Here is a 26,716-nt window from a genome sequence, read left to right on the forward strand (position 1 = left end):
CTGGTACGGACCCGTGAGGCATCGCCAGAGTTGCAAGGGGTTGCAACGCCTGGACGGACTGGTCGGCGGGCATGCCCGGTGCGCGGCAGGATGGGCCGGGGAACGGGAAGCGTTCGGGAAAACGGGGACCATGACGGACACAGGTTCTGCGGGGGTGGTGCGGGTGACCGGTCAGGGGGCGGGCCGTCGGACGACCAGGCTGCTCCACCGGGCGCGGGAGGCCCGGTTGACGGGCGAACGGTCCGCTGTCGCGCCCCGGGCGGAGATCGACGCCTCCTGGGACCGGGTGGTGCGCAGCGGCATCGACCCCGAGCAGTCGCCGGAGAGCGACCTGCTGGAGGCGGACGAGATCGAGCACCGGCGGCGCAGCACGACGCTCGGCGAACTGATGCCGCTGCTGCGGGCGGGGCTGGCCTCGATAGCCGACGCCTCGCAGCAGATCATGGTGGTGACCGACACCGAGGGCCGGGTGCTGTGGCGGCAGGGCAACACCGGGGTGCTGCGCCGGGCGCACGACATCTGTCTGGAGGAGGGCGCGGCCTGGGACGAGGCGGCGACCGGGACGAACGCGATCGGGACGGCGCTGGCCGCCCGGGTCCCCGTCCAGGTCCACTCGGCCGAGCACTTCATCCGGGCGCTGCACGGCTGGACCTGTGCGGCGGCCCCGGTCCGGGATCCGCGTGACGGCCGGCTGATCGGGATCGTGGACATCAGCGGGGCGGCGTCCACCTTCCATCCGGCGACGCTGGCCCTGGTGGACTCGGTGGCCCGGCTCGCCGAGGCCGAGATCCGCACCCGCCACCTGGCGGAGATCGAGCGGCTGCGCGCGGTGGCCGCGCCGATCCTGTGCCGGATCGGCGGGCGGGCGCTGGCGGTGGACGTGCACGGGCGGCTGGCGGCGGTGACCGGGATGGCTCCGGTGGACCGGCTGCCGCTGCCGAAGTCGCTGCGGCCGGGTCCGGTGTGGCTGCCCTCGCTGGGCATGTGCCGGGTCGAGCCGCTGCCGGGCGGCTGGCTGGTGCAGGTGGGCGACGGCAGTGCGCAGGGGGCGCCGCGCCGAGTGGTGCTGGATCTGAGCCGGCCCCGGGCGCTCACCGTGCATCTGACCGGGCCGCTGGGGAGCCGCACCCAGCGACTCTCGCCGCGGCATGCGGAGCTGCTGTACGCGCTGACGGTGCACCGGCAGGGGCGGACGGCGTCGGAGCTGGCGCGGGACCTCTTCGGGGACGCGACCCGGACGGTGACGGTCCGGGCGGAGGTCTCCCGGCTGCGGCGTCATCTGGCGGAGGTCCTGGCGCACCGCCCGTACCGCTTCGGGGACGGGGTCGAGGTGGAGGTGATCCACCCGGAGCACCACGCGGATCTGCTGCCGCACTCGCTGGCGCCGGTGGTGGCGGAGGCCCGCGAGGCGGCTCGGGCCACCTGAGAGGGGGTCGCCGTGCGCGGGCGCGTGGCGGCGTGGTTCGCTGGCCGTCATGAGCGACACCCCGCGGCCCGCTGCGCCGACCACCGAGGTGACCGTCTGGTCGCTGGAACAGACCTCCCCCGCCGATCTCCGCCCCGCCCCGGCCCCGGAGGGCGATCTGCGCATCGTCCGGTCCGAGGTCGCGCTGCCGGAGTTCAGCCGGTTCCTCTACTCCGCGGTGGGCGGGGACATCCGGTGGACCGACCGGCTGGGCATGACGTACGCCCAGTGGCTGGAGGTCCTCCAGCGGCCCGGGGCGGAGACCTGGGTGGCGTACGCGAACGGGACGCCGGCCGGGTACGTCGAGCTGGACGCGCAGGACGACGGCGTGGTCGAGATCATGTACTTCGGGCTGATCCCGGCGTTCCGGGGGCGGCGGATCGGCGGCCACCTCCTCTCGTACGGGGCGGCGCGGGCCTGGGACCTGGCGGAGCGCTGGCCGGAGCGGCCGGGGACGAAGCGGGTGTGGCTGCACACCTGCTCGAAGGACGGCCCGCACGCGATGGACAACTACCTGCGGCGGGGCTTCCGGCTCTTCGGGACGAAGACCGAGGTGGAGCCGGAGGTGGCGACACCCGGCCCGTGGCCCGGGGCGTACGCCTCCTGATCGTCCCGGCTCCCCGGGGGGCGGTGGAGCGGCTGGTTCCACCGTGCCCTCCGGCGATCCGCACGTGGGCGATTTGTCGCCCATGCCCCTGCCACACCCCGTGACCGACGTCACGATGTCTCACGGATCGAGACCCAGCCGTCCACATGACGGATAGTGGTGGACTGTCCCGAGATTCGCGTGACACGCTTCCGTCATGTCTGGAACTGGAATTGCCTTGGTGAGTCGACGCCACGTCGACCTCTGCCGCATGTCCAGCGCCATCTGTCCGGCGAGCTGAGAGTCCCAGCACCGCCGCCTCCTCTTACCTCTGAACCGCCCTGCGCACTGCCGCGCCTCAGCGCGAGTGTGCCGCTCAGAGCCGCCCTCCCGCAGTCCCGAAGGACGTATTGCCATGGCCGCTACCCCGGAACAGCCTGCGACCGCCACGCCCCGCCGCAAGGCCGGACGGCACCGTGGTGAAGGTCAGTGGGCCGTGGGCCACCACACGCCCCTGAACGGGAACGAGCAGTTCAAGAAGGACGACGACGGTCTCAACGTACGGACACGTATTGAGACGATCTACTCCAAGCGCGGCTTCGACTCCATCGACCCGAACGACCTGCGCGGACGGATGCGCTGGTGGGGGCTGTACACCCAGCGCAAGCCCGGCATCGACGGCGGCAAGACGGCCGTGCTGGAGCCGGAGGAGCTGGACGACGAGTACTTCATGCTGCGCGTCCGGATCGACGGCGGCCGGCTGACCACGCAGCAGCTGCGGGTGATCGGGGAGATCTCGCAGGAGTTCGCGCGCGGCACCGCCGACCTCACCGACCGGCAGAACGTGCAGTACCACTGGATCCGCATCGAGGACGTGCCGGAGATCTGGCGGCGGCTCGAAGAGGTGGGCCTGTCCACCACCGAGGCCTGCGGTGACACGCCCCGCACGATCCTCGGTTCGCCCGTCGCGGGCGTCGCGGAGAACGAGATCATCGACGGCACCCCCGCCATCGACGAGATCCAGCGCCGGTTCATCGGCAACCCCGACTTCTCCAACCTGCCCCGCAAGTTCAAGACGGCGATCTCCGGCTCCCCGCACCTGGACGTGGCGCACGAGATCAACGACATCGCCTTCGTCGGCGTGGACCACCCGGAGCACGGCCCCGGCTTCGACCTCTGGGTCGGCGGCGGCCTCTCCACCAACCCCAAGCTCGGCGTGCGGCTCGGCGCCTGGGTGCCGCTGGACGAGGTGCCCGACGTGTACGGCGGGGTCATCTCGATCTTCCGCGACTACGGCTACCGGCGGCTGCGCACCCGCGCCCGCCTGAAGTTCCTGGTCGCCGACTGGGGCCCGGAGAAGTTCCGCCGGATCCTTCAGGACGAGTACCTCAAGCGCGAGCTGACCGACGGCCCCGCGCCCCAGGAGCCCGCCCAGACCTGGCGCGACCACCTGGGGGTGCACCGGCAGAAGGACGGCCGCTTCTACGTCGGCTTCGCCGCGCGGGTGGGCCGGATCGACGGCTCCACGCTCACCAAGATCGCCGAACTGGCCGACGAGCACGGCTCCGGCCGGGTGCGGACCACCGCCGAGCAGAAGATGATCGTGCTGGACGTGGCCGAGGAGCAGGTGGCGTCCCTGGTCGCCGGCCTCGAGGCGCTCGACCTCAAGGTCACCCCGTCCCCGTTCCGGCGCGGCACGATGGCCTGCACCGGCATCGAGTTCTGCAAGCTGGCGATCGTCGAGACGAAGGCGCGCGGCGCTGCCCTCATCGACGAACTGGAACGCCGCATCCCGGAGTTCGACCACCCGATCACGATCAACATCAACGGCTGCCCGAACGCCTGCGCCCGCATCCAGGTCGCCGACATCGGCCTCAAGGGCCAGCTGATGCTGGACGGCGAGGGCAACCAGGTCGAGGGCTACCAGGTGCACCTCGGCGGGGCGCTCGGACTGGAGGCCGGGTTCGGCCGCAAGGTCCGCGGTCTGAAGGTCACCTCGGCCGAACTGCCGGACTACGTCGAGCGGGTGCTCGGCCGGTTCCAGGAGGAGCGCGAGGACGGCGAGCGCTTCGCGACCTGGGCGGCGCGCGCCAGTGCGGAGTCGCTGTCATGAGCGAGCGAGCCGCCCCGTTCTACTGCCCGTACTGCGGCGACGAGGACCTGCGCCCCAACGAGACCGGTCACGGCGCCTGGGAATGCGCCTCCTGCAACCGTGCGTTCCAGCTGAAGTTCCTGGGCCTGCTGACCCGGGGCGTTCAGCGCAACGACGGCGAAGGGGACCGGACATGACGGACACGCTGCTGACCGGACAGCTCACCGACCGGGAGCTCCAGGAGCTGGCCGAACGGGCCGGACGGGAGCTGGAGGACGCCTCCGCCACCGAGATCCTGAAGTGGGCGACCGACACGTTCGGGCCGCGCTTCTGCGTCACCTCCTCGATGGAGGACGCCGTGGTCGCCCACCTGGCGTCGCGGGTGATGCCGGGCGTGGACGTGGTGTTCCTGGACACCGGCTACCACTTCCCCGAGACCATCGGGACCCGGGACGCGGTGGACGCGGTGATGGACGTCAACGTCATCACGATCACCCCGCGCAGGACGGTGGCCGAACAGGACGCGGAGCACGGCGCGAAGCTGCACGACCGCGACCCCGACCTGTGCTGCGCGCTGCGCAAGGTGAAGCCGTTGGAGGACGGCCTGACCGCGTACGCCGCGTGGGCGACGGGTCTGCGCCGCGACGAGTCCCCGACCCGGGCGAACACCCCGGTCGTCGGCTGGGACGCCAAGCGCCGCAAGGTGAAGGTCTCCCCCATCGCGCGCTGGACCCAGGACGACGTGGACGCCTACGTCGCCGAGCACGGGGTGCTCACCAACCCGCTGCTGATGGACGGTTACGCCTCCGTCGGCTGCGCGCCCTGCACCCGCCGGGTGCTGGAGGGCGAGGACGCACGGGCCGGCCGCTGGGCCGGACGGGGCAAGACCGAATGCGGGCTGCACGGCTGATGACGACTGATCAGGAGACTTCGATGAGCGTGACGGAGACGGGAGCCACGATCTGGCTGACCGGTCTGCCGAGCGCGGGCAAGACCACCATCGCGTACGAGCTGGCGGGCCGGCTGCGGACCGAGGGCCACAAGGTGGAGGTGCTCGACGGCGACGAGATCCGCACGTTCCTCTCCGCGGGCCTCGGCTTCTCCCGCGAGGACCGGGACACCAACGTGGCCCGGATCGGCTTCGTCGCCGAACTGCTCGCCGGCAACGGCGTGAAGGTGCTGGTCCCCGTCATCGCCCCGTTCGCCGACAGCCGCGAGGCCGTCCGCAAGCGGCACGCCACCGAGTCCACCGGCTATCTGGAGGTGCACGTCGCGACGCCCGTCGAGGTGTGCTCCGTACGCGATGTGAAGGGGCTGTACGCCAAGCAGGCGGCGGGCGAGCTCACCGGTCTCACCGGGGTCGACGACCCCTACGAGGCCCCCGAGTCGCCCGACCTGCGGATCGAGTCGCACCAGCAGACCGTGCAGGAGTCCGCAGCGGCGCTCCACGCGCTGCTCACCGAGAGGGGCCTGGCGTGAGCACCGTCGCCACCGTGCCGGAAGGCACCGTCAACCCGTACGCGCTCAGCCACCTGGACTCCCTGGAGTCGGAGGCGGTCCACATCTTCCGCGAGGTGGCGGGCGAGTTCGAGCGGCCGGTGATCCTGTTCTCCGGCGGCAAGGACTCCATCGTGATGCTGCACCTGGCGCTCAAGGCGTTCGCGCCCGCGCCGGTGCCGTTCACGCTGCTGCACGTGGACACCGGGCACAACTTCCCCGAGGTCCTGGGCTACCGCGACCGCACGGTCGAGAAGCACGGGCTGCGGCTGCATGTCGCCTCCGTGCAGGAGTACATCGACGCCGGGAAGCTGCGCGAGCGCCCCGACGGCATCCGCAACCCGCTCCAGACGGTCCCGCTCACCGAGGCGATCCAGCAGCACCGCTTCGACGCGGTGTTCGGCGGCGGGCGGCGCGACGAGGAGAAGGCGCGCGCCAAGGAGCGGGTCTTCTCGCTGCGCGACGAGTTCTCGCAGTGGGATCCGCGCCGCCAGCGCCCCGAGCTGTGGCAGCTGTACAACGGCCGGCACGCCCCGGGCGAGCATGTGCGGGTCTTCCCGATCTCCAACTGGACCGAGCTGGACGTCTGGCAGTACATCGAGCGCGAGTCCATCGAGCTCCCGGAGATCTACTTCGCCCACGAGCGCGAGGTCTTCAGCCGCAACGGCATGTGGCTGACGGCCGGCGGCTGGGGCGGGCCCAAGGACCACGAGTCCACCGAGACCCGTCTGGTGCGCTACCGCACGGTCGGCGACATGTCCTGCACCGGGGCCGTCGACTCCGACGCCACCACGCTGGACGCCGTGATCACCGAGATCGCCGCCTCCCGGCTCACCGAGCGGGGTGCGACCCGCGCCGACGACAAGGTGTCCGAGGCCGCGATGGAAGACCGCAAGCGCGAGGGGTACTTCTAACCATGACCACGACCACCGAGCAGTTCGCCGACGTGTCGGCCACCACCCTGCTGCGATTCGCCACGGCCGGGTCGGTCGACGACGGCAAGTCCACCCTCGTGGGACGCCTGCTGCACGACTCCAAGTCGATCCTCACCGACCAGCTGGAGGCCGTCGAGCAGGCGTCGCTGAGCCGCGGCCAGGACGCTCCGGACCTGGCGCTGCTGACCGACGGGCTGCGGGCCGAGCGCGAGCAGGGCATCACCATCGATGTCGCCTACCGCTACTTCGCGACCACCCGGCGGCGGTTCATCCTCGCGGACACCCCGGGCCATGTGCAGTACACCCGCAACATGGTGACCGGCGCCTCCACGGCGGAGCTGGCCGTGGTCCTGGTCGACGCCCGCAACGGGGTCGTCGAGCAGACCCGCCGGCACGCCGCCGTCGCCGCGCTGCTGCGCGTCCCGCACGTGGTGCTGGCGGTCAACAAGATGGACCTGGTCGCGTACGCGGAGCCCGTGTTCGCCGCGATAGCCGAGGAGTTCACCGCGTACGCCGCCTCTCTCGGCGTCCCGGAGATCACCGCCATCCCGATCTCGGCGCTGGCCGGGGACAACGTGGTGGAGCCGTCCGCGCACATGGACTGGTACGGCGGGCCGACCGTCCTGGAACACCTGGAGACGGTGCCGGTCAGCCATGACCTCACCGCCTGCCACGCGCGCTTCCCCGTGCAGTACGTGATCCGCCCGCAGAGCGCCGAGCACCCCGACTACCGGGGGTACGCCGGTCAGATCGCGGCCGGGGTGTTCCGGGTCGGCGAGTCCGTCTCCGTACTCCCCTCGGGGCGCACCACGACGATCGCGGGCATCGACGCGCTCGGGGAGAGCGTCGACATCGCCTGGGCGCCGCAGTCGGTGACGATCCGGCTGGCCGACGACATCGACATCTCGCGCGGCGACCTGCTCGCCCCGGCGGACGACGCGCCGGCCGTGACGCAGGACGTCGAGGCGACCGTCTGCCATGTGGCCGACCAGCCGCTCGCGGTGGGCCAGCGGGTGCTGCTCAAGCACACCACCCGTACGGTCAAGGCGATCGTCAAGGACATCCCGTCCCGGCTGACCCTGGACGACCTCTCCCAGCACCCGGCACCCGGGCAGCTCGTCGCCAACGACATCGGACGGGTCGTCGTGCGGACCGCCGAACCGCTGGCCCTGGACGCGTACGCCGACTCCCGGCGCACCGGTTCGTTCCTGCTGATCGACCCGGCGGACGGTACGACGCTGAGCGCCGGCATGGCGGGCGCCTCGTTCGCCGCGGTCGCCGAAGCCGCCGCACCGGCCGCCGACGACGACGCCGAATGGGACTTCTGATGGCCACCGACTTCTTCTCCACCTTCGCGAAGGAGGGCGGCCGGGTAGGCAGCGGCGCCCTCGGCAGCGGTCAGGGCGGGGTCGGGCGATGTGCGTGATGACGTACGCGCACCGCTTGCGCGCCCACCTTCACCACCCGCACCGCCCGTATCGCCGAAGACCTGCCGACCTCCCGGCCGCGCCCCCCTGACCAGACAGCGGGACGCGCGTACCGGGCCAACGAGAGGAAAGCCTCCCGTGCCTGCCCCCCGTTCCACCGTTCGCCGCTCCATCGCCGCCGTCGCGGCGCTGCCGCTGCTCGCCCTGGCGGCCACCGCCTGCGGTTACGGCTCCGACGCCAAGGACGACGACGCCAAGAAGGCGAACGTCTCCGCCGGAGGAAAGAAGCTCTCCGCGGACACCGTGAAGATCGGCTACTTCCCGAACCTCACGCACGCCACCGCCCTGGTCGGTATCCAGGAAGGCACCATCCAGAAGGAACTGGGCGGCACCAAGGTCGAGTCCACGACCTTCAACGCGGGCCCCTCCGAGATCGAGGCGCTGAACGCCGGGTCCATCGACATCGGCTTCATCGGCCCCTCCCCCTCGATCAACGGCTACAGCAAGTCCCAGGGCAAGGGCCTGCGCATCATCTCCGGTTCGGCCTCCGGCGGGGTGAAGCTGGTCGTCAACCCGGACAAGATCAAGACCCTGGACGACCTCAAGGGCAAGAAGATCGCCACCCCCCAACTCGGCAACACCCAGGACGTGGCCTTCCTCAACTGGATCTCCGAGAAGGGCTGGAAGGTCGACGCCCAGAGCGGCAAGGGCGACGTCTCCGTGGTCCGCTCGGACAACAAGGTGACGCCGGACGCCTACAAGTCCGGTGACCTGGACGGGGCGTGGGTGCCCGAGCCGACCGCCTCCAAGCTGGTGTCCGAGGGCGCGAAGGTGCTCCTGGACGAGAAGGACCTGTGGCCGGACAAGAAGTTCGTGATCACGAACATCATCGTGTCGCAGAAGTTCCTCGACGAGCACCCGGACGTGGTCGAGGCGGTGCTGAAGGGCTCGGTGTCCACCAACAAGTGGATCAACGCCAACCCCGATGAGGCCAAGGCGTCCGCCAACAAAGCGCTGGAGACCCTGAGCGGCAAGCCGCTGCCCCAGGAGATCCTCGACCCGGCGTGGGAGTCCATCGAGATCACCGACGACCCGCTGGCCGACACGCTCAAGACGCAGGCCGGTTACTCGGTGAAGTCCGGTCTGCTCAAGGAGCCGAACCTCCAGGGCATCTACGACCTGGGCCCGCTGAACAAGATCCTCGAGGCCGACGGTCAGCCCGAGGTCGCCGACGCCGGTCTCGGCGTCAAGTAGCCCGCCCACCCGTACCAGGATTCCCAGGAGGTGACGACCATGGCGACCACCACCCTCACCAAGGCCGAGGACCGTACGACGGTCGAGCACGCCGCCCGTCTCGCGCACGTCTCGAAGTCCTTCAACGGGCCGACGGGGCCCCAGCTCGTCCTGGACGACATCACGCTCGATGTCGCTCCGGGTGAGTTCGTCACCCTCCTGGGAGCCTCCGGGTGCGGCAAGTCGACGCTGCTCAATCTGGTGGCCGGACTCGACCGCCCGTCGAAGGGGTCCATCGAGACCCCCGGCGGGCGGCCGGCCCTGATGTTCCAGGAGCACGCCCTCTTCCCGTGGCTGACCGCGGGCAAGAACATCGAACTGGCCCTGCGGCTGCGCGGGGTGCCGAAGTCGGAGCGCCGCACCGAGGCGGAGCGGCTGCTGGAGCTCGTCCGTCTCGGCGGGGCGTACGGCAAGCGGGTGCACGAGCTGTCCGGCGGGATGCGGCAGCGGGTCGCGATGGCCCGCGCGCTCGCCCAGGACAGCCAGCTGCTGCTGATGGACGAGCCGTTCGCGGCGCTGGACGCCATCACCCGCGATGTGTTGCACGACGAACTGACCCGGATCTGGCGGGAGACGAACGCCTCGGTCCTCTTCGTCACGCACAACGTGCGCGAGGCCGTACGGCTCGCGCAGCGCGTGGTGCTGCTGTCGTCCCGGCCGGGCCGGATCGCCCGCGAGTGGACGGTCGACATCGAGCAGCCGCGCCGCATCGAGGACACCGCCGTGGCGGAGCTGTCCGTCGAGATCACCGAAGAACTGCGTGGGGAGATCCGCCGACATGGCCAGCACTGACATCACGTCCGACCGGAAGCGGCCGGACGCGACGGCCGCCGGACCGGTCGACGCGAAGCGCGACGACCTGGCGGGCCTGGAGGCCGGCCTCGACGCCCTGGACGCGGTGCAGATCCGCCGCACCCCCGTGCGCGAGGTCCTGCTGCACAAGGTGCTGCCGCCGGTCGTGGCGGTCGCGCTGGTCCTGGTGGTCTGGGAGCTGCTGGTGCGCGCCCAGGTCACGGAGGTCTACAAGCTGCCGCCGCCGTCCGCGGTGTGGGACAGCGCCCAGGAGATGTGGCTCAAGGGCACGCTGCTGGAGGTCGTCTGGACCAGCGTCTCCCGCGGCCTTCTCGGCTTCCTGCTCGCGGTCGCCATCGGTACGCCGCTGGGGCTGGTGGTCGCCCGGGTCAAGCTGATCCGGGCCGCGATCGGCCCGATCCTGTCCGGGCTCCAGTCGCTTCCCTCGGTCGCGTGGGTGGCCCCGGCGGTGATCTGGCTCGGCCTGAACGACCAGATGATGTTCGCGGTGATCCTGCTGGGCGCGGTGCCCTCGATCGCCAACGGACTGGTCTCCGGCGTCGACCAGGTGCCGCCGCTGTTCCTCCGGGCGGGCCGCACGCTGGGCGCGACCGGGCTGCGCGGGACCTGGCACATCGTGCTCCCGGCGGCGCTGCCCGGCTATCTGGCGGGCCTCAAGCAGGGCTGGGCGTTCTCCTGGCGCTCGCTGATGGCCGCCGAGATCATCGCGTCCTCCCCCGAACTGGGTCTGGGTCTCGGGCAGTTGCTGGAGAACGGCCGCAGCAACTTCGACATGCCCGGGATCTTCCTGTCGATCCTGCTCATCCTGTTCGTCGGCATCGCGATCGACCTGCTCATCTTCAGTCCGCTGGAGCGGTGGGTGCTGCGCAGCCGCGGTCTCCTCGTCAAGAACTGAGTCACGCCATGTCCCGTCCCACGCTCCTCGTCATCGCCCACGGCAGCCGCGACCCGCGGCACGCCGCGACCGTGCACGCGCTCACCGAGCGGGTACGGGCCGAGCGGCCGGGGCTGCGTGTGGAGACGGCCTTCCTGGAGTTCAACGCCCCTTCCGTGCCCCGCGTGCTGGAGCGCCTGGCCGCGGAGGGGGCGGACGAGGTCATCGCCCTTCCGCTGCTGCTCACCCGGGCGTTCCACGCCAAGACCGACATCCCCTCGGTCCTGCGCGAGGCCCGCGCCCGGCTGCCGCGGCTGCGCATCCGGCAGGCCGAGGTCCTCGGCCCGTCCCCGCTGCTGCTCGCCACCCTGGGGCGGCGGCTGCGGGAGGCCGGGATCCGTCCCGGCGACCTCCCCCGGACCGGGCTCGTCCTGGCCTCGGCGGGATCATCCGACCCGGAGGCGATCGCAGTGATCGCTGAAATCGCGCGGGAGCTGCGGCACACCGGTTGGTGCGCCGTGCGGCCTGCGTTCGCCTCCGCTGCTCATCCCGGTGGCGTCCCCCGCACCGAGGACGCCGTACGGGCGCTGCGCGCCGACGGTGTACGCCGGGTGGCGGTGGCCCCGTACGTCATCGCGCCCGGCCGGCTCCCCGACCGCATCGCGGCCGGGGCCGAGGCGGCCGGGGCGGACGTGCTCGCCGATGTGCTGGGCCCCGCGCCGGAGTTGGCCCGGCTGCTGCTGGACCGGTACGACGAGGCGCGGGTGACGGAGCGGGCGTCGCTGTCGGCCTGAGGCGCGCGGCACGCTCAACACCTCACACCTCACACCTCACACCTCAGGCGAGCGTGCCCAGCGGCCGGTCCGGGTCCGGGGTGTGGTGGCGGCCGACCGGGATGACCAGCGGGGTCCGGCTCACCGGGTCCGTGGCGACCTGACAGCGGAGACCGAAGACGTCCTCGACCGTCGCGGCGGTGATGACGTCGGCGGGCGCCCCCTCGGCGACGATGCGGCCCGACTTCATCGCGATGACGTGATCGGCGTACCGGCAGGCCTGGTTGAGGTCGTGCAGGACCATGACGATCGTGCGTCCCTCGCGCCGGTTGAGGTCGACGACCAGGTCCAGGACGTCGACCTGGTGGGCGAGGTCGAGGTAGGTGGTCGGCTCGTCCAGGAGGAGGACCGGGGTGCCCTGCGCCACGGCCATCGCGATCCAGGCGCGCTGGCGCTGGCCGCCGGAGAGTTCGTCGACCGCGCGGTCGGCGAGGTCGGTGGTGCCGGTGGCGGCCAGCGCGTCGTGCACCGCCTGCTCGTCGGCCTTGGTCCACTGCCGCCACCAGGTCTGGTGCGGGGAGCGGCCCCGGTTGACCAGGTCGAGGACGGTGAGCCCCTCGGGGGCGACCGGCGACTGCGGGAGGATGCCGAGCCGCTGGGCCAGCTCCCGGGTGGGGATGGCGTGCAGGGCCCGCCCGTCCAGGCTGACCGCCCCTTCGCGGGGGGCCAGCAGCCGGGCCAGCGCCCGCAGCAGGGTCGACTTGCCGCAGGCGTTGGCGCCGACGATGGCGGTGATCCGGCCCGGAGGCACGGCCAGGTCGAGGCCGCTGACGACGGCCCGGTCGTCGTAGCCCAGGTGCAGGCCCTCGGCCCGCAGTTCGGGTTCGGCGGTGGACATCGGTCAGCCTCCTGAGCCCGCGCGGTTGACGCGGATGAGCAGCCAGAGCAGCACCGGGGCGCCGAGCACTCCGGTGACGATCCCGACGGGCAGTTCGGTGCCGGGGATCAGTTCGCGTGCCAGGACGTCGGACGCGAGGACGACGAGGGCGCCGGTGAGTCCGGCGGCGAGCGGCGGCGGCCAGGCGGTCCGGCAGAGCCGCTGGGCGATCTGGGGGGCGGCGAGCGCGACGAAGGCCACCGGTCCGGCCGCCGCGGTGGCGAAGGCGACCAGGCCGACGCCGGTGAGCAGCACGGTGAGGCGGACGGCCTGGACGCGGGTGCCGAGCCCCTTGGCGACGTCGTCGCCGAGTTGCAGCGTACGCATCAGCCGGCCGATGAGCAGGGCGGCGGGGACCAGGACGACGAGGGCGTAGGCGAGGGGCGCCGCCTGTTGCCAGTCGCGGCCGTTGAGGTTGCCGACGAGCCAGCCGAGGGCCGCCTGTGCCTGGAAGCGGCCGCCCCGGGCGAGCAGGAAGTCGGTGGCGCTGAGGCAGACCCAGGAGACCCCGATGCCGACGAGGATGATCCGGTACCCGGTGGTGCCGCGCCGCCAGGCGAGCCCGTAGACGAGGAGAGCGCTGGCGAGGGCGCCGAGGAGGCCGAGGGCCTGGGTGCCGAGGCCGAAGTCCCAGCCCAGCACGATGCCCGCGACGACGGCCGTTCCGGCGCCCTGGGTGAGGCCGATCATGTCGGGGCTGGCCAGGGGGTTGCGGGTCATCGTCTGGAACAGTGCGCCGGACATGCCGAACGCGATGCCCGCGAGGAGGCCCGTCATGGCGCGGGGCAGCCGCAGTTCCTGGACGACCAGGAGGGTGCCCGCGTCCCCGGAGCCGGTCAGCGCGCGGGCGACGTCGGCGAGCGGGATCCCGTACTCGCCGATGGAGACGTGCCAGCACAGCGCCGCGAACACGGCGACGGCGAGGCCCGCGCAGACGGCGAGCTGACGGGGGCGCAGGGTGCCGGAGACCGGCGGGAAGGCGAGACGGAAGGGGCGGGCGGCGGGCTTCGCGAGCGGGCCGGTGGTCGTCCCGGTCACGGTGCCTGTGGTGTCCCCGGTCATGGTGCCGGTGGTGTCCCCGGTCACGGTGCCTGTGGTGTCCCCGGTCGAGCTGTCGGTGGTCACGGTCATACCTCCGCGAGGCGGCGTCGGCGGACCAGGGCGATGAAGAACGGCCCGCCGATGAAGGCGACGATGATCCCGGCCTGCACCTCGACGGGGCGGGCGATCACCCGGCCGAGGATGTCCGCGCTCAGCAGCAGGCCCGCGGCGAGCGCGGCCGAGAGCGGCAGCAGCCAGCGGTGGTCCGGGCCGAGTCCGGCGGACTGGGCGAGGACCCGGGCGACGTGCGGGACGACGAGGCCGATGAAGACGACGGGGCCGATCACCGCGACCGCCGCACCGGTGAGCAGAGTGACGGCGACGACGCCCTGGAGGCGGACGAGGCCGAGCCTGCGGCCGAGCGAGGCGGCCACGTCGTCGCCGAGCGCCAGGCTGTTGAGTGCGGGGGCGCTCGCCAGGGCGAGGAGCGCGCCGGCCCCGAGGAAGGGCAGGACGCGCAGCACGGTGGAGGCGTCCTGGTCGGCGAGCGATCCGGCCGACCAGAAGCGGAAGCGGTCCAGCGCGGCCGGGTCGGTGAGGACGACGGCACTGGTGAGCGAGGACAGCACGGCGGTGACCGCTACTCCGGCGAGGGCCAGTTTCACCGGGGTCGATCCCGAGCGTCCCAGCCGGCCCAGCAGATAGACCACGATGCTCGCCGCCATCGCCCCGGCGAACGCGAACCAGATGTAGCCGAGCAGTGAGCCGATCCCGGCGACGCCGGCGGCGAGCACGATGGCGAAGGCCGCACCGGCGCTGACCCCGAGGATGCCGGGGTCGGCCAGCGGGTTGCGGGTCAGCGCCTGCATCACACAGCCGGAGAGCCCGAGCGCCGCTCCGGCGGCCAGGCCCAGCGCCGTACGCGGGACGCGCACCGACCAGATGACGTCCTCGATCCGGGGCCCGGTCGGCTGCCCGGTGAGCGCCTTGAGGACGTCGCCGGGCGGGATGCCGAGCGCCCCGAGGCCGAGCGAGAGCAGGCACAGCAGGACCAGCACCGCGCCGAGCACGGCCACGAGCAGGGCGGGTCGCCATCGGGCGGGGCGGGTCACGGGGCTGGCTCCACGGTCCGGTTCCTCACTGGCGGTTGAGAGGGGAGGGCCGGGCCGCTCCGCCGACGCGGGGCGGCCCGGAGGGGCATCAGGACGCGGGCTGTTCGACCTTCGTGTCCGTCTTGCCGTCGACGGCGGCCGCGAGCATCGGGACCAGGCGGTCGACGGTGTACGGGAGGCTGAGCGGGCTCACGAAGGAGATGGCGCTGCCGAAGTGGCTGCTCTCCTCCACCATGACCTCGCGGCCCTCCTCGACCACGCCGAGCTTGCCGTAGAGCGGGTCGGCGTGGAGCTTCCTCACGTCCTTGTCCGGGTCGGTGACGATCCAGACGACGGCGTCGGTGTCGAGGAGGTCGGTGCGCTCCTTGCTGATGTTCGCCCCGAACGCGTCGCCGACGACCTCGCTCAGGTCGGTGGGGAGCCGGAAGCCGAGGCCGTTGAGCAGCCGGGAGCGGTTGTCCTGCGGGCCGTAGACGTACATGCCCTCGTACGGGGTGGCCATGACGGCGCTCTTGCCCGTGAACTCGGGGTGCTCGGCGGCGGCGTCGGTGATGTGCTTCTCGGTCGTGGCGACCAGCTTCGCGGCCTCCTCGCTCCTGCCGAGGGCCTTGCCGACCTGTTCGGTCTGGTCCTGCCAGGAGATGGACCAGTCCGGGCCGTCCTTGGGCTGGGCGACGACCGGGGCGATCTTGGAAAGGGTGCGGTACTGGTCCTTGGTGAGGCCGGAGTACAGGGCGAGGATCAGGTCGGGGCGCAGCGAGGCGATCTTCTCGACCTGGGGCCCGGTGCCGTCGTCGTGCAGGACGGTGGGGCGCGGCTTGTCGCCGAGCGCCTTCTCGGCCCAGGGGCCGATGGCTCCCTTGAACTCGCCGAGCCACTCGGTCGTGCCGACCGGGGCCTTGCCGAGGGCGAGCACGGCGTCCTGGTCGGAGAGGCCGACCGTGACGATGCGCTGCGGCTCGGAGGTGAGGGTGGTGGCGCCGTACTTGTGGTCGAGGGTGACCGGGTAGGCGCCCTTCTGTGCGCTGTCGGCGGGCGGGGCGGCGTCGTCGCTCCCGCCGGACCCGCAGGCCGCGGCTCCGAACAGCAGCAGGGCGGACGCGGCCACGGCGGTCAGCCGGGTGCGCTGGAACATGCGGAACATGACGGATTCCTTCGGGAGGGTCGGCATACGCCGGAGGCGGGGCGGGGGGTGCCGTGGGGGTCAGGGGTGCGGTGCGGCGCGGCTGCCGGACCAGGCGCGCCACAGGGCGGCGTACGGGCCGTCCGCGTCGCGCAGTTCCTCGTGCGGCCCGCTCTCGACGACGCGGCCGGCCTCCAGCACCACGATCCGGTCGGCGGCGGCGGCCTGGGTGAGGCGGTGGGCGACGACCAGGGCGGTGCGGCCGGCGAGGGCGGCCTCGGCGGAGCGCTCCAGGACCCGGGCGCCCGCGCTGCCCGCCTCGGCGGTCGCCTCGTCGAGGACGGCGAGGGCGGGGCCGGCCAGGACGAGCCGGGCGAGGGCGAGTTGCTGGGCGCGGGCGGGGTCGAGGCGGTGGCCGCCCTCGCCGACGACGGTGTCGAGCCCGTCCGGGAGCGCTTCGGCCCAGTCCAGGGCGTGGACCGTGGCCAGGGCCTTGCGCAGGTCCGGTTCGGTGGCGTCGGCGCGGGCGAGCCGGAGGTCCTCGGCGAGGGTGCCGGTGAACACGTGGACCTCCTGGGTGACCAGGACGACCGACGGTTCTCCGGCGCCCGCCGGTGCGGTGACCGTGCCCGCGGTGGGCTGCTGGACGCCCGCGACGATCCGGGCGAGCGTCGACTTGCCCGCTCCGCTGGTCCCGACGAGCGCCACGTGCTCGCCGGGCTTCAGGGTGAGGGAGACCTCGTGCAGCACGGGGCGGCCGGGCCCGTAGGCGTGGCTGACCCCGTCCACGGTGACGGCTGCCTCGGGTCCGGTCCGCTGACGCGGTACGGCGGTGGGCTCCGCTCCCCCGTCGAGATCGGTCACCCCGACCAGCCGGGCCAGTCCGGCGGCCGCCGACTGGGCGTCGTCGAGCAGGACCAGGGCGGCGTTGACGGGCCCGAAGAGGCTGTGGAAGTAGAGGGCGGCGGCCGTCGCCGTGCCGATCGACACCGCGCCGTCGCCGACCAGGAGGAAGCCGGCGACGAGGACGGCGGCCAGGCCGATGTACTCGGCGATGTGCAGGCGTCCGTAGAAGCCCAGCACCACGTTGACGCTGCGCATGGTCAGGGCGACGGCCTTGCGCGAGCGTCCCGCGCTGCGCTCGGTGTGCTGCTCCTCCAGCCGGTGGCCGCGGACGGTCGCGGCTCCGCCGATGGTCTCCAGGAGCTGTTGCTGCTGGGCCCCGTTGGCGACCCGCTGGTCGGCGTAGAGGGTGAGGGCGCGGCGTACGTACCAGCGGGCGGTGAGCAGTTGGACGGGGACGGCGAGGAGTGCGGCGAGCAGGAACCGTACGTCCAGGAGGGCCATCGCGCCGAGGGTGAGGACGATCGCGAGGACGGACCGGGCCATCTCGGGCAGGGCGGAGCGGACGGCCTCGGCGACCCGGGCGACGTCGCCGGTGACGCGGGCGGTGAGGTCTCCGGCCCCGGCGCGTTCCAGGCGGTCGGCGGGCAGGTCCAGGGCGCGTTCGACGAACTGCTCGCGCAGCCGGGCCAGTACGGTTTCGCCGAGCCGGGCGATGCGGGTCAGCCCGATCGTCGTGGTGAGGCCCTGGACGACGGCGACCGCGACGAGGAGGACGACCGGGAGGGTCAGGTCGGCGGCGGGCCGGCCGTCGGCGACGATGTCGACGATCCGGCCCAGCAGCGGCTGGACGAGGAGGCCGACGGCGGTGGCGGCGACCAGGATGCCGAGGCCGGTCAGGGCGAGGCCCCGGTCGGGCCGGATCAGCGCGCGCAGGGCGGCCCGGGTGCGGGCGGCGGTGGCGACCGGGAGCAGTTCCCTGCCGTCGTCGCCCTCCGCCGCGTCGGCTATGCCGGGTGGATCGGTCTTCACGGTCATGTGAGCACCGCCGTGCGGTAGACGGGATGGTCGCGTACGAGGTCCTCGTGCCGGGCCTCGGCGGTGATCGTGCCGCCGTCGACGAGGACGACGCGGTCGGTGGCGGCGAGCAGCGCGGGGCTGCTGGTGACCAGGACGGTGGTGCGGCCGGTGCGGGCGCGTCGGATGCCGGCGGCGATCCGGGCCTCGGTCGCGGCGTCGACGGCGGTGGTCGGGTCGTGGACGACGAGGACGCTGCGGTCGGCGGCGAGGGCGCGGGCCAGGGCGACGCGCTGGCGCTGGCCGCCGGAGAGCGAGCTGCCGCGCTCGCCGATCCGGCCGCCGGTGCCGCCGGACAGGGCGGAGGCCACCTCGTCGACGGCGGCGGCGTCCATCGCCGGGCGCGGGTCGGCCCCGGCGGGGGCGGCGGCGGTGACGTTCTCCAGGAGGGTGCCGTCGAAGAGCTGGGCGTCGTGCTCGGCGACGAGCAGTACGGAGCGCAGGGCGGCGGGGGCCAGTTCGGTGACGGGCACGCCGTCGAGTTCGACGCTCCCCCGGTCCGGGTCGCAGCGGCGGGCCAGGCAGTGCAGCAGGGCCTGGGCGTCGGCCGGGTCGGTGACGACGACGCCGAGGTGTTCGCCGGGGCGGACGGTCAGGTCGAGGGCGTCGAGTCCGGCGTGGCCGAGTCCGTTCAGGCGCAGTTCGCCGGGGGCGTGGGCGGCCGGTTCGGCGGTGCCGCCGGTGGTCTCGCCCGGGGCGGCCAGCACATCGGCGATCCGGGCGGCGGAGGCGCGCCCCTTGGCCAGCTCGGCGCCGACCCAGGCCAGCACGCTGATCGGGCCGGGGAGGAAGAGGGCGAGGCCGACGGCGGAGACGAGGGCGCCGAGGCCGATGGAGCCGCTGAGGACCAGGCGGCCGCCGACGAGGGCGACGAGGGCGATGAACGAGCCGGTCAGCGTGAGCATCAGGCCGGTCTGGAGGGCGGCGGCGCGGGCGGCGCGCACATTGGCCTCGCGGGAGGCCTGGCTGGTGGCGCGGTAGCGGTCGACGGCGGCGCGCTCCGCCCGCAGGCCCTTGAGCACGCGGACCCCGGCGACCAGGTCGGCCGCCACCCCGGAGGCGTGGGCGGCCTGTTCCTGCTCGGCTTCGCTGCGGTGCTCCAGCGGGCGGGCCAGGAGGTGGCCCAGCGCCATCAGGACCGGGGCGCCGATCAGGACGAGGAGCCCGAGGGGCAGGGAGGCGCGGAGCAGGAGTACCGCGCCGGCGACGACTCCGACGACGGCGGCGATGCCGAGGGTCAGGGCCATGTTGACGGCCCCCACCCGGCGGGCGTCCTCGGTGGCCACGTTCACCAGCGCGCCGGGCGGCCGGCCGGCCTCCGCGCCGCCGTGCGGGGCGAGGACCCGGCGTACGACATCGAGGCGCAGCCGGTGCGCGGCCTGTTCGGCGGCGCGTTCACCGGCACGGGCGCCGAAGCGGAAGCCGAAGGAGAGCAGGGTGTAGACGCCGGCGAGGACCAGCAGCCAGATCGCCAGCGCTCCCCCGTCGGGGCGGACCACGGCGCGGTCGACGATCAGTCCGATGAGTACGGGGATGAGCGCCTCGCCGATCTGGTGACCGGCGCCCAGCACCGATCCGGCGATCACATCACGACGCTGCCCTGCGACGGCGCGGCGGATGACACCGCGCCCGGCCGTATCAGCCCCCACTCACCTGCTCCTCAGCGTGTCACGGACAGCGGAGGGGTGACTTCCGGCCACTCACCTCCAGCCAAACAAAGGCAAGGCTAACCTGTCGTGCTCGCGGCGGGGAGCCCAGCCCTCCGGCAGGCGGCGCTCAGGCCCCGGTGACGGGTTCGTCCAGGAAGGGGGTCCCCTGGTGGAAGTAGAGCTGCCAGCCCTCCGCGGTCAGCCGCCACAGGGAGCTGCGGTGCGAGCGGGTCCGCCGGGACTCCGTGTCGAAGGTGAGGTGCACCAGGTCGGCCCCGAGCTGCACTCCCTTCATCCGCGAGGCGGTGACCGGGCCGGCGAGCGGGGCGTCGGCCGCGGTGAGCCAGGCGATCATCGCCTCCCGGCTCCAGAGCCGGCCGCTGGTGCCGATCTCCCGGAACTCGGGGTGCAGCAGCGAGGCGAGGAGCCCGGCGGAGGCCCGTACGACCGGGTCCAGCAGTCGGAGCTCGCCCTCGATGGCCGCGGCCACGGCGGGCGACGGCTCAGCCACGGGTCATCTCCACGAGTTTCGCCACGGTGTTCCAGTTGCGGGCGGTGGCGGTCATGCCCTTCACATGGCGGGGGCGCCCCAGCGCGACGGCCAGCTTGGAGCGGCCGAGCCCGTCGGGGGCGTACAGATACAGACAGCGGTCGCCGAGCCGGAACTCCTCGGGCAGGAAGCTCTCCGCCTCCAGGTCCGCGAAGCGGTCGGCGGCCACCGGCCGGTCGAAGTAGGTGACGTGGAGCTGCTTGCCCTCGAGGCGGGCGGCGGGGAAGGGGCAGGCCTCGGCGACGGCGGCGAGATAGCCGGCGTCGCGGACGAGACAGTCGACGGGGAACCCGAACCGCTGGTGCAGAGCCTGCTCCAGAGCGGCGGCGAGCGCGTTCTCGTCGTCGCTGTCACTCCGGAAGACGGCGTTGCCGCTCTGCAGGTAGGTGGCGATGCCGGTGTGTCCCAGTTCGGTGAGCACGGTGCGCAGTTCGGGCATCGGGACCCTCTTGCTGCCGCTCACGTTGATCCCCCGCAGCAGCGCCGCGTACGTCGTCGTCATGGCCACTCACCCTAGGCCCTCGTGGGGGGGGGATCGGGCCGGATCGGATGGGGCGTCGCAGGGGGCCGGTCAGTGGACCAGGCCGTTGCGGTAGGCGTAGACGACGGCCTGGACCCGGTCGCGGAGGGCGAGTTTGGTCAGGATGCGGGAGACGAAGGTCTTGACGGTCTCCCGGCTGATCACCAGGGCCGCGGCGATCTCGGTGTTGGACAGTCCGTCGGCGATCAGACGCAGGACCTCCAGCTCACGAGGGGTCAGCGGCGTCGCCTGGCCCGCGTCGGGCCCGACGGGCCGGATCCGGGCGGCGTACCTGCCCACCAGCTTGCGCGTCACCTCGGGGTCCAGCAGGGCCGCGCCCGAGGCCACGGTCCGGATGCCGTGCAGCAGCCGGTCCGGCGGCGCGTCCTTGAGGAGGAAGCCGCTCGCTCCCGCGCGCAGCGCATCGTAGACGTAGCTGTCCAGGTTGAACGTCGTCACCACCAGGACCTTGACGGGGTGGGCCACTCCGGCACCGGCCAGGATCCTGGTGGCCCCGATGCCGTCGAGGCCGGGCATGCGCAGGTCCATCACCACGACGTCGGGCCGCACGAGGCCGGCGAGGTCGACGGCGGCCTGCCCGTCGCCGCACTCGCCGGCCACCTCCATGTCGGGCTGGGCGTTGATGATCGTCACCAGTCCGGTGCGGATCAGGGCCTGGTCGTCGCAGACCACGACCCGCAGCGGCGCGGTCACGCGGACCCCGCCACGGGCAGGGACGCCCGCACCACGAATCCGCCGCCGGGCTGGTGGCCCGCGCTGAACTCGCCGCCCAGGACGTCGACCACCCGCTCCCGCAGTCCGGCCAGGCCCCGTCCGCTCCCGCCGGGCGATCTTCCCCGGGGGCCGGCCGCCTGTGTGCAGATCTCCACGGCCAGCTCCTTCTCGCCATGGCGCACCCGGACCGAGGTGTCGACGCCGTGAGCGTATTTGAGGGCGTTCGTCAGGGCTTCCTGCACGACCCGGTAGGCCACGAGTTCCGCGTCGTGGGCCGCTGCGGGGGCGGTGCCCTCCTCGGTGAACTCCACGGGCTGGCCCGCTCGGCGGGTCTGTTCCACGAGGGACCGGAGCCGGCCGACGGGCGGGGGCGCGGCCCCCGTTCCGTGGTCGGGGTCGAGCAGATCGAGCATCTGCCGCAGATCGCCGATGGCCTCGCGCCCCGTGGCCGTGACGGAGGTCAGGGCCTCCTCCAGCCGGTCGGGCACGGCGGTCAGATAGCGGGCCGCTTCGGCCTGCACGACCATCGCCGTCACATGGTGGGTCACCACATCGTGCAACTCGCGGGCGATCCGGGCGCGTTCCGCGTCGCGGGTCTCCTCCGCCACCCGCCGCCGCCGCTCGGCCTGGGCGATCCGCCCGGAGCGGAGCCGCGAACCGATCCACCACACCAGGGCGCACGCGAGGTAGAACAGCACGAACTCGCTCGCCGGCTCGCCGGATCCGAGCTGTGCGAGGGCGACGGCCAGCGGCACGTACGCGAGGGAGAGTGCGAGGACGGTCCTGCCGCGGTGCTCGTCGAGCCGCGACCCGACGCCCAGGAGCGCGAAGGAGAAGGCCGTTCCCGCCAGGGAGTGGTATCCGCGCAGCTGGTCGACGGCGAAGCCCGCCGACACCAGGGCGAGAACGGTCACCGGCCATCTGCGGCACACCGTCAGCGGGAGGCACTGCAGGGCGATGGCCGCCACGGCCAACAGATCGTAGGGGCGGTCCGGCACTCCGCCGACCTGGGTGCCGTGGGTGTGGAAAGCCGGTACGAAGGAGGCCAGCAGCAGCAACGGGCCCAGCACGACATACCAGTTGGTCACGTCGAACCGCTGCCATCCGCTGGGCGTCCATCGGTGCCGGAGCTGCCACAGCTCCCCGGCCCTCCCCGTCACCGTCATCGTGCGAGCCTAGTCGTTGGAGGCGGCCTGGGCGGCGACCCGCTGGACGGCCCCGACGGCGAGGTCGGGCCGGTCGACGTGAATGTGGTGGCCGGTGCCCTCGGCGGTGCTGAGCTTGCTCCGGCCGGAGAGCAGGCGCCACTTCTCCTGGCCCGCGGACCACATGCGCTCCAGGGCGGGCCCGTAGTCGGGGACCTCCGCGTACTGGGACTCGTGCTGGAGGATCTCCACGGGAATCTGTCCGGCGGGGCGGACCGCTGCGTCCTCGACGACCAACAGCTCAGGGTTCTCGCCCTTGTTGACCGCGATGGCCTGGGCGCGCAACTGCGCCGGCAGGCCGGTGGCGGAGGCGGGGATCGTCCGGGAGATGTCGGCGGTCAGCGTCGGGACGGTGGCGTCCAGCAGGACGAGGCCCTTGATCCGGTCCGGGTGGTCGGGTGCGTAGCGGGCGGCGATGTGGCCGCCCAGCGAGTGTCCGGCCAGCACGACCGGCCGGTCGCCGGCCAGCCGGTCGAGCACCGAGGTGAGGAGCTTCGCACTGTCGTCGATGCTCTGGGGCCCGTCCGGCTTGTCGCTCGCGCCCTCGCCCGGACGGTCGTAGGAGCAGACCCGGAACTCCTTGCTCAAGGTCGTGCCGAGCGGGGCCATGGTCTCCAGGCCGTCGCCGCCGCCGGGCATCAGCAGGACGAGGGGACCGTCGTGGGCGGCGTCCCCGGAGCAGGAGACGTTGACCGAACGGCCGTCGGTCCGGATCTTCTTGGTTCCGGTGAACGGGTCGCCCAGGGAGGATGCGGAGCGTGTCCCGTCCGGCTCCGACCTGGCGAACTCCTCGTAGCCGATCAGGCCGATGCCGCCCACCGTGCAGACGACGGCGATGGCGGCGAGCGCCTTGAAGAGGGTGCGGAACACGAGGGAGCCTCCAGGGAACGTTTCGCGGGTGCGGCCGGGCTCGGGGCCCCGGCTGATCACCAACGCTAGGGAGACCGCGGCCCGAAAGCGTCACCCCCCGGTGGACACTCGCGCGTAGCTCCCGTGGGGGACGGGGCCGCGCCCGGTCCGCATCCGGAAAACGCGCAGCCGCCGCGCCCCGTGGGGGAGAGCGCGGCGGCTGCTGTTGCGCGGGGCCGGGCGGCGGGGGTGCGTGACCCCTGCCGCCCGGCGTCCGGTCGGAACCGGGCTGCTACTCGACGACCTTGAGGAGCAGGTTCGCCGTGCCGTCGGTGGCGTTGGTGATGGCGTCCGGGGTGGCTCCCTCGGTGAGCGCCGTGGCGACGGCCTCCGGGGTGGCGTCCTGGTGACCCGCCAGGTAGACGGCGGCCGCGCCGACGACGTGCGGGGTGGCCATGGACGTACCGGAGATGGTGTTGGTGCCGGTGTCGCTGTCGTTCCAGGTGGACGTGATGTCCGAGCCCGGGGCGTAGATGTCGACGACCGGACCGTAGTTGGAGAAGTCCGACTGCTCGTCGGCCTCCGTGGACGAGGCGACGGTGATCGCCTCGGGGACGCGGGAGGGCGAGCCCTGACCGGCGTCGCTGGACTCGTTCCCGGCGGCCACACCGAAGGTGACGCCCGCGGCGATGGCCTTCTGGACGGCCTCGTCGAGGGCCGGGTCGGCCCCGCCGCCGAGGCTCATGTTGGCGACGGACGGGCCCTTGGCGTTGGCGGCGACCCAGTCGATCCCGGCGATGACCTGCTCGGTGGTGCCCGAGCCGTTGTCGTCCAGGACGCGGACGGCGACGATGTTGGCCTTCTTGGCGACGCCGTGCGCGGCCCCGGCTATGGTGCCCGCCACGTGGGTGCCGTGCCCGTTGCCGTCGTCGGCGTCGTCGTCGTTGTCGACGGCGTCGAAGCCGGAGGTGGCCCGGCCCTCGAAGTCCTCGTGGGTGACGCGGACGCCGGTGTCGATGACGTACGCGGTGACACCCTCACCGGCGGAGTCCGGGTAGGTGTAGGCGCTGTCGCCCGCGGTCTCGGCCTGGTCGATCCGGTCCAGACCCCACGACGGCGGGTTGTCCTGGGTGGCGTTGATGCTGAACTTCTTGTTCTGCACCACCTTGGCGACGGCCGGGTCGGCGGCGAGGCGCTTGGCCTCGGTCTCCGAAAGCCCGCTGGCGGAGAAGCCGTTGATGCTGGAGGTGTAGTTGCGCTTGAGCTTGCCGCCGTACTCCTTGGCGAGCTTGGACTTGTCGGCCTTCTTCTCGTCCAGCATCACGATGTAGCTGCCGGACACCGCGGTGGCGGCGTCCGCTCCGTAGACCGTGCCCATGGGAACCGGTGCGGCTCCCGCGAACGAGGTACCGAGAAGGGTGACTCCGGCGGCGGCCGCCACGGCGGTGATCGCGGCGGTGAGCTTGATGCGACGGGTGCGCTGGTGCTTGGCCATGAAGAGGGAGCTCCTCGTCATTCTTTGTGGGGGGATTGGCCCTCGGCCGGAAGATCTCCGGGGGCTGGCTCGAAACCCTGACCGATTGACGAGCACAGATCAAGACCCTCATGAAGGTGTGACTTCCTCAACAAGGTTTCGTAAGGGGAAATCGGCCATCGCTGGTCACAAGGGCCGCGAAGGGCCATCGGGTGACGGGCCCACCCGGATCGACCGGCCGCGGGCAGCCCCGGAGGGGCCCTCCCCATCCGCATACCGCCTGCTCAGAGCCGCCCTTGCGGCGTTGTCGACCACCCGCCCGACCGCCGCCCGCACCCCACTGATGACCCCCTGGGGCAGGAGTGACCACGCGTGAAGACTCGTGAAGGTCGGTGAAGGAGTGCACCGGAGGGGTGAACACCCGGTCCCCGGTGTGAAATCGCAAGGGCGTGCGTGCAGATGCGCCGACCGGACCCGTCCCGGCACCGGTTTCACAGAGCCGAAACACAAGCGTCCCGCCCCGGGGAGGCCGCCGGGTGCGGCCCACGGGGCGGGACGGAGAACGTCCGGATAGCGCTCCGGCGATTCCGCTCAGCGCGACAGTTCGGCCTCGATGAGGTCGGCGGCCCGCGGGGTGCCGCCCTCCCGCGCCATCTGCTCCCTCAGCCGCCCGCACCGGGCGGCCACTTCGGGGTCGCCCACCAGAGCGAGCACGGCCTCGCGCAGGCTCGCGGCATCGGCCTCCGCCATCGGGAGATGCCGGGCCACGCCCAGCGACTGGAGCATGTCCGCGTTGCCGAACTGGTCGACGGCTTGCGGGACGGCGACCATCGGGGTGCCGGTGGCGAGCCCCTCCTGACTTCCGCCGGCGCCGGCGTGGGTGATGAAGGCGTCGGCCTGCTCGAGCACCGCCAGCTGCGGCACCCAGGAGCGCACCTCGACGCCGGCCGGTACGTCACCGAGCTCGGCCGGGTCGACGTGCGCACCGATCTGGAGCACCACATGCCAGCCCGGCAGCTCGCCGAAGGCTTCGACGCACTCCCGGTAGAAGGCGGGCTGCTTGGTGAAGGAGGAGCCCAGCGACACCAGGAGCACCTTCTCGGCCCCGGCCGGCCGGACCCACTCCCCCTGGTCCGCCCGGTCGCCCTGACAGGCCCCGACGAAGGTGTACATCTCGCGGTTCACCCGCTCCGCGTTCGGCTGGAGCGCCTCGGGGATCAGGACGAGGGCGCGCCGCGGGCGGGCGACGAAGTCGTCGCTGGAGACATGACCGAGGCCGTTCGCGGCGAGCCAGTCGTCGAAGCGGGCGTAGTACGCCTTGCCGCGCTCGGTCTGCTTCAGCTCGGCGGTCATCGGCTCGCCGACCTCCTTCTCGTACCCCTCCCAGGGCACCAGGTTGGGCCACAGCGAGACGGCGGGGACGCCCCAGCGGTGGGCGAGGACCCGGGCGGGATAGGAGGTGATGTCGTGCAGGACGAGGTCGGGCTCGTCGCCGGCGAACGCCTCGGCGAGCTGCGGGAGCGCCTGGATGCCGTCGGAGAGGAAGGGTTCGATGTTGTCGATCAGCTCGGTGCCCCAGGCCTCGGGGTCCTCGTCGGTCGGCAGGGTCGAGGTGTAGATCACCGGCCGGGCGCCGGTGGCGGCGACCTTCTCGGCGAAGGAGGCCGGGATGGCGTAACTGACGCGGTGTCCACGGTCGACGAGTTCGCGGATGACGTCGAGGCTCGGGTTCACATGTCCGTGGGCGGCGATGGAGAACATGGCGATGTGGGCACGCGGGGATTCCGTCATGGAGCCCACCGTAAACGAGACGAGACGTCTCGTGCAACGTGCTTACGTGTCCGGG

25 protein-coding genes and 1 pseudogene are annotated in these 26,716 nt (G+C 72.6%); 13 read left to right on the top strand and 13 right to left on the bottom strand.

The genetic code is table 11. From position 1 onward, the window contains the following. Positions 1–130: 130 nt before the first annotated feature. From ACH4UK_RS20410 to ACH4UK_RS20470, 13 genes are all read left to right on the top strand, one after another. Entirely contained in the window at positions 131–1,426 is a 1,296-nt protein-coding gene (locus ACH4UK_RS20410; protein WP_398358119.1) for a GAF domain-containing protein, read from the top strand. A 49-nt stretch (positions 1,427–1,475) separates the two neighbouring features. Next, positions 1,476–2,072, top strand: coding sequence for a GNAT family N-acetyltransferase (locus ACH4UK_RS20415; RefSeq protein ID WP_398358121.1), 597 nt, complete (start codon positions 1,476–1,478; stop codon positions 2,070–2,072). Between the two features lie 196 nt (positions 2,073–2,268). Then, positions 2,269–2,352 carry a putative leader peptide gene (locus tag ACH4UK_RS20420; RefSeq protein ID WP_316944184.1) on the top strand — a complete coding sequence of 28 codons (84 nt, stop codon included), beginning with the start codon at positions 2,269–2,271 and terminating at the stop codon, positions 2,350–2,352. A gap of 114 nt (positions 2,353–2,466) precedes the next feature. Continuing rightward, a complete protein-coding gene (locus ACH4UK_RS20425; RefSeq protein ID WP_398358123.1) occupies positions 2,467–4,164 on the top strand; it encodes a nitrite/sulfite reductase in 1,698 nt (565 codons plus the stop codon). Then, positions 4,161–4,340: a hypothetical protein gene (locus ACH4UK_RS20430; RefSeq protein ID WP_097934331.1), complete on the top strand. Its 180-nt coding sequence runs from the start codon at positions 4,161–4,163 to the stop codon at positions 4,338–4,340. The genes ACH4UK_RS20425 and ACH4UK_RS20430 overlap by 4 nt, the downstream gene beginning before the upstream one ends. Beyond that, positions 4,337–5,053: a phosphoadenylyl-sulfate reductase gene (locus ACH4UK_RS20435; RefSeq protein ID WP_398358125.1), complete on the top strand. Its 717-nt coding sequence runs from the start codon at positions 4,337–4,339 to the stop codon at positions 5,051–5,053. Before ACH4UK_RS20430 ends, ACH4UK_RS20435 begins: the two co-directional genes overlap by 4 nt. Before the next feature lie 23 nt (positions 5,054–5,076). Further along, positions 5,077–5,622 carry an adenylyl-sulfate kinase gene (cysC, locus tag ACH4UK_RS20440; protein WP_398358127.1) on the top strand — a complete coding sequence of 182 codons (546 nt, stop codon included), beginning with the start codon at positions 5,077–5,079 and terminating at the stop codon, positions 5,620–5,622. Further along, positions 5,619–6,554, top strand: coding sequence for a sulfate adenylyltransferase subunit CysD (cysD, locus tag ACH4UK_RS20445; protein WP_398358129.1), 936 nt, complete (start codon positions 5,619–5,621; stop codon positions 6,552–6,554). Before cysC ends, cysD begins: the two co-directional genes overlap by 4 nt. Positions 6,555–6,556: 2 nt before the next feature. Then, the gene (locus ACH4UK_RS20450; RefSeq protein ID WP_398358130.1) at positions 6,557–7,903 is read left to right on the top strand and encodes a sulfate adenylyltransferase subunit 1; all 1,347 of its coding nucleotides are present in this window, start codon (positions 6,557–6,559) and stop codon (positions 7,901–7,903) included. A gap of 237 nt (positions 7,904–8,140) precedes the next feature. Continuing rightward, on the top strand, positions 8,141–9,256 hold the full coding sequence (locus ACH4UK_RS20455; RefSeq protein ID WP_398358132.1) for an aliphatic sulfonate ABC transporter substrate-binding protein: 1,116 nt from the start codon (positions 8,141–8,143) through the stop codon (positions 9,254–9,256). 39 nt (positions 9,257–9,295) lie between these two features. After that, positions 9,296–10,087, top strand: a complete 792-nt coding sequence (locus ACH4UK_RS20460) for an ABC transporter ATP-binding protein (RefSeq protein WP_398358134.1) — start codon at positions 9,296–9,298, stop codon at positions 10,085–10,087. Further along, positions 10,074–11,003 (top strand): ABC transporter permease, encoded by a 930-nt coding sequence (locus ACH4UK_RS20465; protein ID WP_398358136.1) that lies wholly within the window; start codon positions 10,074–10,076, stop codon positions 11,001–11,003. The genes ACH4UK_RS20460 and ACH4UK_RS20465 overlap by 14 nt, the downstream gene beginning before the upstream one ends. A gap of 8 nt (positions 11,004–11,011) precedes the next feature. Then, positions 11,012–11,776, top strand: a complete 765-nt coding sequence (locus tag ACH4UK_RS20470; RefSeq protein WP_398358138.1) for a sirohydrochlorin chelatase — start codon at positions 11,012–11,014, stop codon at positions 11,774–11,776. 43 nt (positions 11,777–11,819) lie between these two features. On the opposite strand, the gene ACH4UK_RS20475 is transcribed toward ACH4UK_RS20470, so the two are convergent. From ACH4UK_RS20475 to mgt, 13 genes and pseudogenes are all read right to left on the bottom strand, one after another. Continuing rightward, positions 11,820–12,653, bottom strand: a complete 834-nt coding sequence (locus tag ACH4UK_RS20475) for an ABC transporter ATP-binding protein (protein WP_398358140.1) — start codon at positions 12,651–12,653, stop codon at positions 11,820–11,822. Positions 12,654–12,656: 3 nt separating this feature from the next. Then, the gene (locus ACH4UK_RS20480) at positions 12,657–13,754 is read right to left on the bottom strand and encodes a FecCD family ABC transporter permease (RefSeq protein WP_398358530.1); all 1,098 of its coding nucleotides are present in this window, start codon (positions 13,752–13,754) and stop codon (positions 12,657–12,659) included. Positions 13,755–13,819: 65 nt separating this feature from the next. Continuing rightward, positions 13,820–14,845 carry a FecCD family ABC transporter permease gene (locus ACH4UK_RS20485; RefSeq protein ID WP_398358142.1) on the bottom strand — a complete coding sequence of 342 codons (1,026 nt, stop codon included), beginning with the start codon at positions 14,843–14,845 and terminating at the stop codon, positions 13,820–13,822. Between the two features lie 88 nt (positions 14,846–14,933). After that, on the bottom strand, positions 14,934–15,989 hold the full coding sequence (locus ACH4UK_RS20490) for an ABC transporter substrate-binding protein (RefSeq protein ID WP_398358144.1): 1,056 nt from the start codon (positions 15,987–15,989) through the stop codon (positions 14,934–14,936). A gap of 60 nt (positions 15,990–16,049) precedes the next feature. After that, positions 16,050–17,849: an ABC transporter ATP-binding protein gene (locus tag ACH4UK_RS20495; RefSeq protein WP_398358146.1), complete on the bottom strand. Its 1,800-nt coding sequence runs from the start codon at positions 17,847–17,849 to the stop codon at positions 16,050–16,052. Then, positions 17,846–19,537 carry an ABC transporter ATP-binding protein gene (locus ACH4UK_RS20500; protein WP_398358148.1) on the bottom strand — a complete coding sequence of 564 codons (1,692 nt, stop codon included), beginning with the start codon at positions 19,535–19,537 and terminating at the stop codon, positions 17,846–17,848. Before ACH4UK_RS20500 ends, ACH4UK_RS20495 begins: the two co-directional genes overlap by 4 nt. A gap of 127 nt (positions 19,538–19,664) precedes the next feature. Further along, the gene (locus tag ACH4UK_RS20505; RefSeq protein ID WP_398358150.1) at positions 19,665–20,048 is read right to left on the bottom strand and encodes a DUF4440 domain-containing protein; all 384 of its coding nucleotides are present in this window, start codon (positions 20,046–20,048) and stop codon (positions 19,665–19,667) included. Further along, complete coding sequence (locus ACH4UK_RS20510) at positions 20,041–20,589, bottom strand: DUF1697 domain-containing protein (protein ID WP_398358152.1); 549 nt, start codon at positions 20,587–20,589, stop codon at positions 20,041–20,043. Before ACH4UK_RS20510 ends, ACH4UK_RS20505 begins: the two co-directional genes overlap by 8 nt. A 69-nt stretch (positions 20,590–20,658) precedes the next feature. After that, positions 20,659–21,321, bottom strand: a complete 663-nt coding sequence (locus ACH4UK_RS20515; protein ID WP_398358153.1) for a response regulator — start codon at positions 21,319–21,321, stop codon at positions 20,659–20,661. Beyond that, entirely contained in the window at positions 21,318–22,508 is a 1,191-nt protein-coding gene (locus ACH4UK_RS20520) for a sensor histidine kinase (RefSeq protein WP_398358155.1), read from the bottom strand. The genes ACH4UK_RS20515 and ACH4UK_RS20520 overlap by 4 nt, the downstream gene beginning before the upstream one ends. A 9-nt stretch (positions 22,509–22,517) precedes the next feature. Further along, positions 22,518–23,417, bottom strand: a complete 900-nt coding sequence (locus ACH4UK_RS20525) for an alpha/beta fold hydrolase (RefSeq protein WP_398358157.1) — start codon at positions 23,415–23,417, stop codon at positions 22,518–22,520. 271 nt (positions 23,418–23,688) lie between these two features. Further along, complete coding sequence (locus ACH4UK_RS20530; RefSeq protein WP_398358159.1) at positions 23,689–24,891, bottom strand: S8 family peptidase; 1,203 nt, start codon at positions 24,889–24,891, stop codon at positions 23,689–23,691. A 570-nt stretch (positions 24,892–25,461) separates the two neighbouring features. Beyond that, positions 25,462–26,698, bottom strand: a pseudogene (gene mgt, locus ACH4UK_RS20535) (macrolide-inactivating glycosyltransferase). Between the last annotated feature and the right edge of the window lie 18 nt (positions 26,699–26,716).

The sequence above is a fragment of the Streptomyces sp. NPDC020884 genome, assembly GCF_044333935.1.
In the GTDB taxonomy this organism is placed as follows: Bacteria; Actinomycetota; Actinomycetes; order Streptomycetales; family Streptomycetaceae; genus Streptomyces.

What these genes read in the sequence shown, in the direction of transcription:
- ACH4UK_RS20410 (WP_398358119.1), top strand. Translation starts at nt 131, where the DNA reads ATGACGGACACAGGTTCTGCGGGGGTGGTGCGGGTGACCGGTCAGGGG.
- ACH4UK_RS20415 (WP_398358121.1), top strand. Translation starts at nt 1,476, where the DNA reads ATGAGCGACACCCCGCGGCCCGCTGCGCCGACCACCGAGGTGACCGTC.
- ACH4UK_RS20420 (WP_316944184.1), top strand. Translation starts at nt 2,269, where the DNA reads ATGTCTGGAACTGGAATTGCCTTGGTGAGTCGACGCCACGTCGACCTC.
- ACH4UK_RS20425 (WP_398358123.1), top strand. Translation starts at nt 2,467, where the DNA reads ATGGCCGCTACCCCGGAACAGCCTGCGACCGCCACGCCCCGCCGCAAG.
- ACH4UK_RS20430 (WP_097934331.1), top strand. Translation starts at nt 4,161, where the DNA reads ATGAGCGAGCGAGCCGCCCCGTTCTACTGCCCGTACTGCGGCGACGAG.
- ACH4UK_RS20435 (WP_398358125.1), top strand. Translation starts at nt 4,337, where the DNA reads ATGACGGACACGCTGCTGACCGGACAGCTCACCGACCGGGAGCTCCAG.
- cysC (WP_398358127.1), top strand. Translation starts at nt 5,077, where the DNA reads ATGAGCGTGACGGAGACGGGAGCCACGATCTGGCTGACCGGTCTGCCG.
- ACH4UK_RS20450 (WP_398358130.1), top strand. Translation starts at nt 6,557, where the DNA reads ATGACCACGACCACCGAGCAGTTCGCCGACGTGTCGGCCACCACCCTG.
- ACH4UK_RS20460 (WP_398358134.1), top strand. Translation starts at nt 9,296, where the DNA reads ATGGCGACCACCACCCTCACCAAGGCCGAGGACCGTACGACGGTCGAG.
- ACH4UK_RS20465 (WP_398358136.1), top strand. Translation starts at nt 10,074, where the DNA reads ATGGCCAGCACTGACATCACGTCCGACCGGAAGCGGCCGGACGCGACG.
- ACH4UK_RS20470 (WP_398358138.1), top strand. Translation starts at nt 11,012, where the DNA reads ATGTCCCGTCCCACGCTCCTCGTCATCGCCCACGGCAGCCGCGACCCG.
- ACH4UK_RS20475 (WP_398358140.1), bottom strand. Translation starts at nt 12,653, where the DNA reads ATGTCCACCGCCGAACCCGAACTGCGGGCCGAGGGCCTGCACCTGGGC.
- ACH4UK_RS20480 (WP_398358530.1), bottom strand. Translation starts at nt 13,754, where the DNA reads ATGACCGGGGACACCACAGGCACCGTGACCGGGACGACCACCGGCCCG.
- ACH4UK_RS20490 (WP_398358144.1), bottom strand. Translation starts at nt 15,989, where the DNA reads ATGTTCCGCATGTTCCAGCGCACCCGGCTGACCGCCGTGGCCGCGTCC.
- ACH4UK_RS20495 (WP_398358146.1), bottom strand. Translation starts at nt 17,849, where the DNA reads ATGACCGTGAAGACCGATCCACCCGGCATAGCCGACGCGGCGGAGGGC.
- ACH4UK_RS20510 (WP_398358152.1), bottom strand. Translation starts at nt 20,589, where the DNA reads ATGACGACGACGTACGCGGCGCTGCTGCGGGGGATCAACGTGAGCGGC.
- ACH4UK_RS20520 (WP_398358155.1), bottom strand. Translation starts at nt 22,508, where the DNA reads ATGACGGTGACGGGGAGGGCCGGGGAGCTGTGGCAGCTCCGGCACCGA.
- ACH4UK_RS20530 (WP_398358159.1), bottom strand. Translation starts at nt 24,891, where the DNA reads ATGGCCAAGCACCAGCGCACCCGTCGCATCAAGCTCACCGCCGCGATC.